This window comes from Helicobacter sp. TUL (assembly GCF_002287135.1).
In the GTDB taxonomy this organism is placed as follows: domain Bacteria; phylum Campylobacterota; class Campylobacteria; order Campylobacterales; family Helicobacteraceae; genus Helicobacter_F.
In genome coordinates, this window is record NZ_NESU01000027.1 from 1 (window position 1) to 7,228 (window position 7,228).

5 protein-coding genes and 1 pseudogene are annotated in these 7,228 nt (G+C 33.7%); all 6 read right to left on the reverse strand.

Annotation, left to right across the window (positions count from 1 at the left end):
• Positions 1-1,688 (reverse strand): annotated as a pseudogene (locus B9T66_RS08540) (hypothetical protein); the annotation flags it as partial.
• Between the two features lie 3 nt (positions 1,689-1,691).
• Positions 1,692-2,195: a hypothetical protein gene (locus tag B9T66_RS08545; protein WP_095628540.1), complete on the reverse strand. Its 504-nt coding sequence runs from the start codon at positions 2,193-2,195 to the stop codon at positions 1,692-1,694.
• A gap of 87 nt (positions 2,196-2,282) precedes the next feature.
• Positions 2,283-2,765 (reverse strand): hypothetical protein, encoded by a 483-nt coding sequence (locus B9T66_RS08550; protein WP_095628541.1) that lies wholly within the window; start codon positions 2,763-2,765, stop codon positions 2,283-2,285.
• Positions 2,765-4,156 (reverse strand): N-acetylmuramoyl-L-alanine amidase, encoded by a 1,392-nt coding sequence (locus tag B9T66_RS09295; protein ID WP_095628542.1) that lies wholly within the window; start codon positions 4,154-4,156, stop codon positions 2,765-2,767. Before B9T66_RS09295 ends, B9T66_RS08550 begins: the two co-directional genes overlap by 1 nt.
• On the reverse strand, positions 4,157-4,993 hold the full coding sequence (locus tag B9T66_RS08560; RefSeq protein ID WP_095628543.1) for a hypothetical protein: 837 nt from the start codon (positions 4,991-4,993) through the stop codon (positions 4,157-4,159).
• Positions 4,993-7,228: hypothetical protein (locus B9T66_RS09300; protein WP_257874682.1), on the reverse strand; the 2,236-nt coding region annotated here is incomplete at its 5' end. The genes B9T66_RS08560 and B9T66_RS09300, both read right to left, overlap by 1 nt.

Below are 7,228 nucleotides of genomic sequence, written 5' to 3' on the forward strand. Positions count from 1 at the left end.
TGCTTAAGGTCATAATTTACTGATACTATGCCCACACCTGTTATCTTGTGTATATCATAAGTGGAGTAGTTTTGTGCCACTAAGTCATGGCAAGAGAGTATGAGCTTAGTAGTAGCTTTCATATCAAGGTCTAGCTCTGTGCTTAGGATAGCATTATAGCTAGTATTACCTGCCTTATCTTGTATGATATTACCATTAGTATCTGTATTTGCCTGCAAGGCTATTTGATAGGTTTTTCTATTTTCACAATTAAGTAGATAGATGATAGGTTGTCCTTGAGTGTTGTGAGAATCTTGTATAGAATCTCGTGATTGATTCTGTGTGGTGTGAGTGTTGTGGATAGAGGAGTGCTGGGTGGAGCAGTAGATATAGAGTTCATTAATATGGAGTGTGAAATTACCCTCCTTAGAGCAATCGGTAGAATGCGCTTTGTTGTCTTTTAGCCTTAGGGCTATGCCAAGTTTATTGACTTTTGTATCTTTGCTTATTTCGTTAGAAATACTATTACCTTGTTTGGCAAAGCCTATGTTATATAGTAAGATATTGCTTTGGTGTTTGTTTATAGTGAGTATAGGCTCTGCATTTTTAAAGATATACTCTTGTTGTGTATCGGCTATGTCGTTGCCATTTGGTTCTAGCTCAAGATATGTATTTTCTTGTGTAGATTGTGTATTGTATTGTGTCTCTGTGCCTAGATAATAATTGGTGCTTTGTGAATCCTTAAAATCACTCATATAGAGCCTTGAATTACTTTCTAAGTAAGCACAATCAATCTTTGTGTCTTTGCATACAATAAGATAGAGCATAGAATTGGGCTTTTGTCTTATTTGCAATGCTATATCTGCAATATGCTCGGGATAAAAGACAAAAAAGGTAGAGGCATTGTTTTGCCACATTCTTTTATTGATTGTAGCGATATTATCTATCACATTTGGTTTATTTTTAGACTTTTGTATGATATAAATGCTTCCTATGCTAAGGCTTGGATTATGCTCTTGTATATAATATTGCTTCATTGTGTGTAAAAAGGCTTGTGTGATTGAATCTAGGCTTTGAGATTGTGGGAAGTCATTATTAGTAAAATACTTCTTTATTGCTGCTTCTAAGCTTATAATGCTAGTATAGTATGTATGAGATTGCGGGTGTTTTGCAATGTTTAAAAATGTAAAGAATGTTATAGCTTCATTAAGGCTAACTTTGTACTGATTGAGATTGTTTGTAAGAGGTGTGCTATCATAAAGAGGTTGGAGTATTATATTGTTAATATCATTATTTTCATAAAGCCCAAAGAGATTAGATTGCTTAAAGCGTCTTAGGGCTATGTCTTTGTTTTTTGTGCTTCCACTATTATAGCGTATCTCATACCAAAGCTTAAGGCGGGATTGCTCTTTGAGTGCTTCTTTAAAGCCTTTGCCAAATACTTGCTTGCTATCACCACAATATTGTATGTGTAATAAAGCAAGATATTCTTTTGAGGCTTGGAGTGTTTTTAGATTCTCTTGAGTCCCTTCAGGTATTGCTCCTCTGTCTTTTTGCTGTTGTCTTTGTTTAGAATACTCAAAGTATTCTTGTGCGTTATTTGGATTTAGTATAAGTGAGTCTGTGTTGTGTTGTGTAGTGGAATCTTGATTAGTTTGATTCTGTGATAGAGAATCTTTTGTATTATTGTGTGAAGCAATGCCACTCATAAACTACAACGCCCCACAATCATACAACCCACTTTCAAAAGCACTACAAGTAGAGGTTTGCTTTTTTATCGCTTCTCCCTCTCCAATAGCTCCTTCAAAAATATAGTTTCCTTCACTGCACCCAAAATATCGTACCTCTTTATCTGAAGTGAGTTCGACAAATCCACCAAGATTAAATGTAAAATCAAATATTGTGGAATCTAATTTGATTTTGCCCTTTATCACACAATGAAGCCCACAATACGATGGTATAAAAGGATATTCCCCATTTTTAAGCTCTATGGCATTTGCAAAAAATTCTATAATTTGCTTCTTGCTTAGTTGCCATTTATCAGCATTACAATATTGTATTTCATCTTGTTGCGTAAAAGGCAGTAAGTCATTATATGGGATATATTCTTTGGGATACTCTGCTTTTTGTATTTCTAAAACCTCTATGGAGCTAAACGCTGCACCATAAGCAAACACACCAAGATTCAACAAAGCCACAAGAATAATATTTTTCATTGCCATTTCCTTAAAATATGTTTTTTATTGTTAAAAGAATCTAGGGCTTAATAGAATCTTTTGTAGTCAAAATTATAACTACATCACTCACTTTTTCACACAATATTCTGCTCTATAATTTTCTAGCCATTTTGTATCATCGCTCTCTAAGGCATCATAATACACATCTGCAACAGCACAAGGATAGCAATTTTTGCGATTACAAATTGTGATATTCGCAGTTGCGTTATTATGTATGTATCCAACACCACTATAATCAAGTCTAAAATCATAATGCTCATTATTGACTAACAATTTTCCTGTAATCTCGCATTGATAGTTTGGATAATCCCTAACTCCCACAGGAGATTCACTATCGTATAATTCCGCATTTTGAAAATATGAAGCTATGACTTCTTTACTCAAAACAAAGAAAGTTTTATCTTCAATCTCACATTTTTTAGGATAAGTAACCTCTAAAATATAAATGTTTGTGTCCCTAAAACTTATATCCAAAGGCTCGTTTATATCCATTGCTTGCAAGAAATACATGAAAGCACACATTAAAAGTATAATGTATCGTTGTGACATTACTGCACTCCTTTTGTGTAAAGATTTGCACCTTCACCAGCTGTTTTATCGGCTATTTTATCATGTTCGTAAATATCATTTTCAGTAAGATTATAATGATTGAGGAGTATTTTTATTGTTTTTCGTAATGCGACTTTTTGCTCTTGCGTGGCTTCATCCCATTTTTGAGTTTTGTTGTCATACCAAGCTACCACTTCAATGCCTATGCTTGTTTTATTCGTTATAGTAATTCCCTTTTTTCTTTTCCCAACATGCCAAGTTGTTTTATGCAAACTCGCACATTGATAGATTGTGCCGTCTTTGTCAATCAAAAAATGAGTGCCAGTCCCCTTAGCTCCATGATTTTGCCACCAATTTATGCTACTTTGAGCACTTTTGCTCACAGTTCTATGTAAAATGATAGCTCCAATCTTGCCAATTTGCCCATGTTCTATAAAGCTAGCTAAATTTGTTTTGATACCATTGCCCTTGCCATCTGTTGGTAACCTAAAATCCGCCCCTTGTATATACCCCTCACTATCTACATAGTAATTTGGTGTGTTTTCATACCCCACCTCAAGTCTTACCCTCTCTATCTCATATTGTGATTGTATAGAATCTATCTTTTGTTTTAGATTCAATATAAAGTCTTTATAAGTCTTACTTCCCTTAAGAAATATCTTTACTCTTTCATCTGTATAATGTGTAGGTATTGGTGTATTGGGAGTTGTAAGAAAGGTAGTGCCTTTGGGATAAGGGATATTGTCTAATGGATTATTATAGTATGAGATTTTGTATTGATTGTTTGTATCTAAAGTATAGATATTAAGGGCATTGTATCCTCTAGCTCTTGTATAGAAATCTGTTTGAATCTTTAAAGATTGCTCTATATCTTTAGTATAAAGATAATAGTTTCCTTTAGGTAAAGAAGTATCTTGCTGCATAGAATCGATAATATCTTGGTCTTTATAATGACTAGATGTATAATACCTCTCTATGTCTATAACATCAGGGGCAAGAGAATAAGATGAAAGTAATCTGGGCATATCTTTTGTATCTATACTATCATAGTCTTTAGAGTAGATTCTGTAATACTCTTTCACTTCCCCCCATTCTAGTATCTCTAATTCCTTACCATTGAATCTAAGGGATAAAGGAGGATTATAGTCTAGTTTGGTATGGGTGGCATAATTCTTTACTTTATAGGCCGGTGTCTTTTGGTAGGCAAAGATAACTAAAGTATAATCTCCTTGTGTAAGGTATTGGAGTTGTTGGGAGTAGTTGGGAGGATTATCTTTAGAGTTTGGTTGATTTGATAGTGCATTGCTGTGAGCTTGTTGTAAATATTCTTTAGGATTAAATGTTATTATATTTCCCTTATAAATATCATTTGGGAGTAGGTAGTAACTCATTTACTCCTCACACTCAAAACTTACTTGGCTTTCGTGTATTACACCATAGATTGCCTTGCTTGTATCGTTTGTCTCTTTTGGGATATAGGCGACTTTTAGCCATTTGGGATTGGTAGAATCTTGCCCTAAATTTAAAATGAAGCCCTTATTGTCTTGGAACTGACAGGATTCTAACATATCCATTTTTTGAATCTGTGTTAGAATTTTACCATTTGGAGATTCTCGTAGATTGATATAAGAGTCTTTGGTAATGGGAAAGAGCAAATATTCGCTAGGAATGGTGCTTTTGTTAATATACCACTTTCTTACATTATTTAATGTTTGCGTAGAATCTATTTTGGCAATTGCATAATACCTTGTATCAGCCTCACTATCTAAATGTTTTTCAATATAATAATTTTCCAAAGTCAGTGTTGCGCGTATTGCTATCCCACCTAAAATATACTCATCTGCTTGATTTAATTGGTTTGGCAAAACATTATAAATTTGTAAAAAACTATTTTTTTGAAACTCAATGTTTCTTTTGAGTGCATCATTTATAAAAATCGCTTGCGTATCATATTCAAAGAGTCTAGGCAAGGCACTTGGCACATCAGGAAAAAACACTAAACGCCAATAAAAATCTACTTCCTCTCGATACATTTGCCATTCTAACACTCCGCTTAATGTTATTGTCCCTTTGTAGTATATTTTGTCGGTCGTTTCTTTATCTTTTTGAAGTGTGCTATTATATGAAGTTTGGCTTGATAACATATCTTGGAAATGTGCAAAATGCACACTACCGCTAGCATAAACAATACTATAAGCAATACAAAATACAAATATTATTAAACGCATTATTTCTCCTTAAGTGGCGGATAAGATTCGATCTTATCGTGCTCTGTGATTTTAACAATAAATTTTTTGATTGTGCTTTTTGTAAAATTATTTGCACCAAGTGCATAATGTTTAAAAGCTTCTGAATCGTGTTTAATGATAGCTATATACAATCTTGCAATAGCATTAATTGTGCTATCTCTATCTTTGGCTATCCATCTTTCTTTTTTCCATCTCAATTCATTTGTTGGCAAAAGACATCCTGTGCTCCATTCTCCCGTATCACCATAGTGTATAAGAATCCCGTCTCGACTTTTGCCTATTATTGTGGTATTTGTATTTTTTGGTTTAAGTTGAGGAACAATATGAATATGTTTCGTTCCAAAAGTTTTTCTATCATTTTTATTGTGTTTGCAAACCACGACATTGCAAAAAAGCTGCTCTATATTCATGTCTAAGTTTCTTATTGTGTCTTGCAAATCATTTAAATATATTTCTTTATTTTTTGGATTTTCTATCATTAAAGCAGGTTTGCTAATATCTGATTTTTTCCAAAACACCTCGTATTCTCCTGCTGGTATTCTTATGTCTCCTCCCGCTGTTTTTTGCTGCTCCTCAGCAGTTTTGTTGATTTCCGGATTCATTCCTGCTGGTTCTATGATATAGCCCTTTATTTCTTGATTCTTTGAATCTTTTACTATCTCACCATCCAACTTTAAGCTAAATTCACTAATAGTAGCCCAATATTGAAAATCTGCATTGTTTGGGCTATACTCCCACTTCCTCACTACTTCTAGCACCATTTCTCCTGTGCCATACCCCACTTCCAACTTAATCACATTTCCCATAGATTCTAATTCATTCTTGTATTTTTTATATAAAGCTTGCATTGCATTAAAGAATTGCTTAGATTCTGCTGCTAAATCTACGCCTTTTATATCTCCATAGCTACTTCCTCCGTGAATTGTGTAATGAGTAGTAGTGATAAAATCATCATTGATTGGTTTTGTGGAATCTTTGGTTTGATAGAGTTGAAAATATTTATCTCCTAAGTTCCAAGAGTTTGTAAAAAAGCCATCAATAAAACGAGTTTCTTTTGGTAAATGAATATTTTTCACATAATAGATTCCAGATTCTATACAATCTTTATTTTGTGAATAATTGTTTGTAGAATCTTGAGTGTTTGTTTGTGTGTTGCTTGCTAAATTATTATCTGTATTCTCTAAGATTCCACTTTGTGCTTTAAATCTATGAGTTACCTCTCCCCATTCTAGTATCTGTAATTCCTTGCCATTGAATCTAAGAGACAAAGGAGGATTATAGTCTAGCTTGGTGTGGGTGATTGCTTGTCTAGCTAGGCGTTGATTTGTTGTAACATCTTGTATGTAATGCGTAGTATGATAGGCTGGTGTCTTTTGGTAGGCAAAGAGTATAAGAGTATATTCTCCACTTAGCAGTTTAGCTAATTGCGTGGATTGATGTGTTTGTTGTGTGATTTGTGTATTCGTGTTAGTTTGTGTAGTATTGCTTATGTTGTTATTTGCGTTTTGAGAGTTTGGTGTAGTAATGCTTTCTTGTGTATTGTTTGTTTGGCTTATGTGTGTATTTGATGATTGATGTGCTTGTGCATTGTCTTTTGATTGTAAATATTCTTTAGGATTAAATGAAATGATATTTCCTTTGTAGGTATCACTTGGGAGTTCATAATAATCTATATCTTTTTGTAGTTTTGTCTTGTTTGGATTATATTCTTTAGTAGGGAGTATCATATATGCCCATTGAATAAGGTTATACCCATAATAGATAGCTTCACATTCTAGGGTAGTATCTATTTTTAAAGGCTTTTGTGTGTTGTTGATTCTTACTTCGAGGATAGAATCTGTGTTAGTTATCATTTCATCTAGTGTGGTGGTTTGCTTGAGTTGTAAGACATTCTTATAAATAATGCTTTCGCCTTTTTTGGCTTTTTGCTTAAGGTCATAATTTACTGATACTATGCCCACACCTGTTATCTTGTGTATATCATAAGTGGAGTAGTTTTGTGCCACTAAGTCATGGCAAGAGAGTATGAGCTTAGTAGTAGCTTTCATATCAAGGTCTAGCTCTGTGCTTAGGATAGCATTATAGCTAGTATTACCTGCCTTATCTTGTATGATATTACCATTAGTATCTGTATTTGCCTGCAAGGCTATTTGATAGGTTTTTCTATTTTCACAATTAAGTAGATAGATGATAGGTTGTCCTTGAGTGTTGTGA

Bases quoted from the DNA above. Each gene is read 5' to 3' on its own strand.
- B9T66_RS08550 (WP_095628541.1), bottom strand. From the start codon at position 2,765: ATGTCACAACGATACATTATACTTTTAATGTGTGCTTTCATGTATTTC.
- B9T66_RS08560 (WP_095628543.1), bottom strand. From the start codon at position 4,993: ATGCGTTTAATAATATTTGTATTTTGTATTGCTTATAGTATTGTTTAT.
- B9T66_RS08545 (WP_095628540.1), bottom strand. From the start codon at position 2,195: ATGAAAAATATTATTCTTGTGGCTTTGTTGAATCTTGGTGTGTTTGCT.
- B9T66_RS09295 (WP_095628542.1), bottom strand. From the start codon at position 4,156: ATGAGTTACTACCTACTCCCAAATGATATTTATAAGGGAAATATAATA.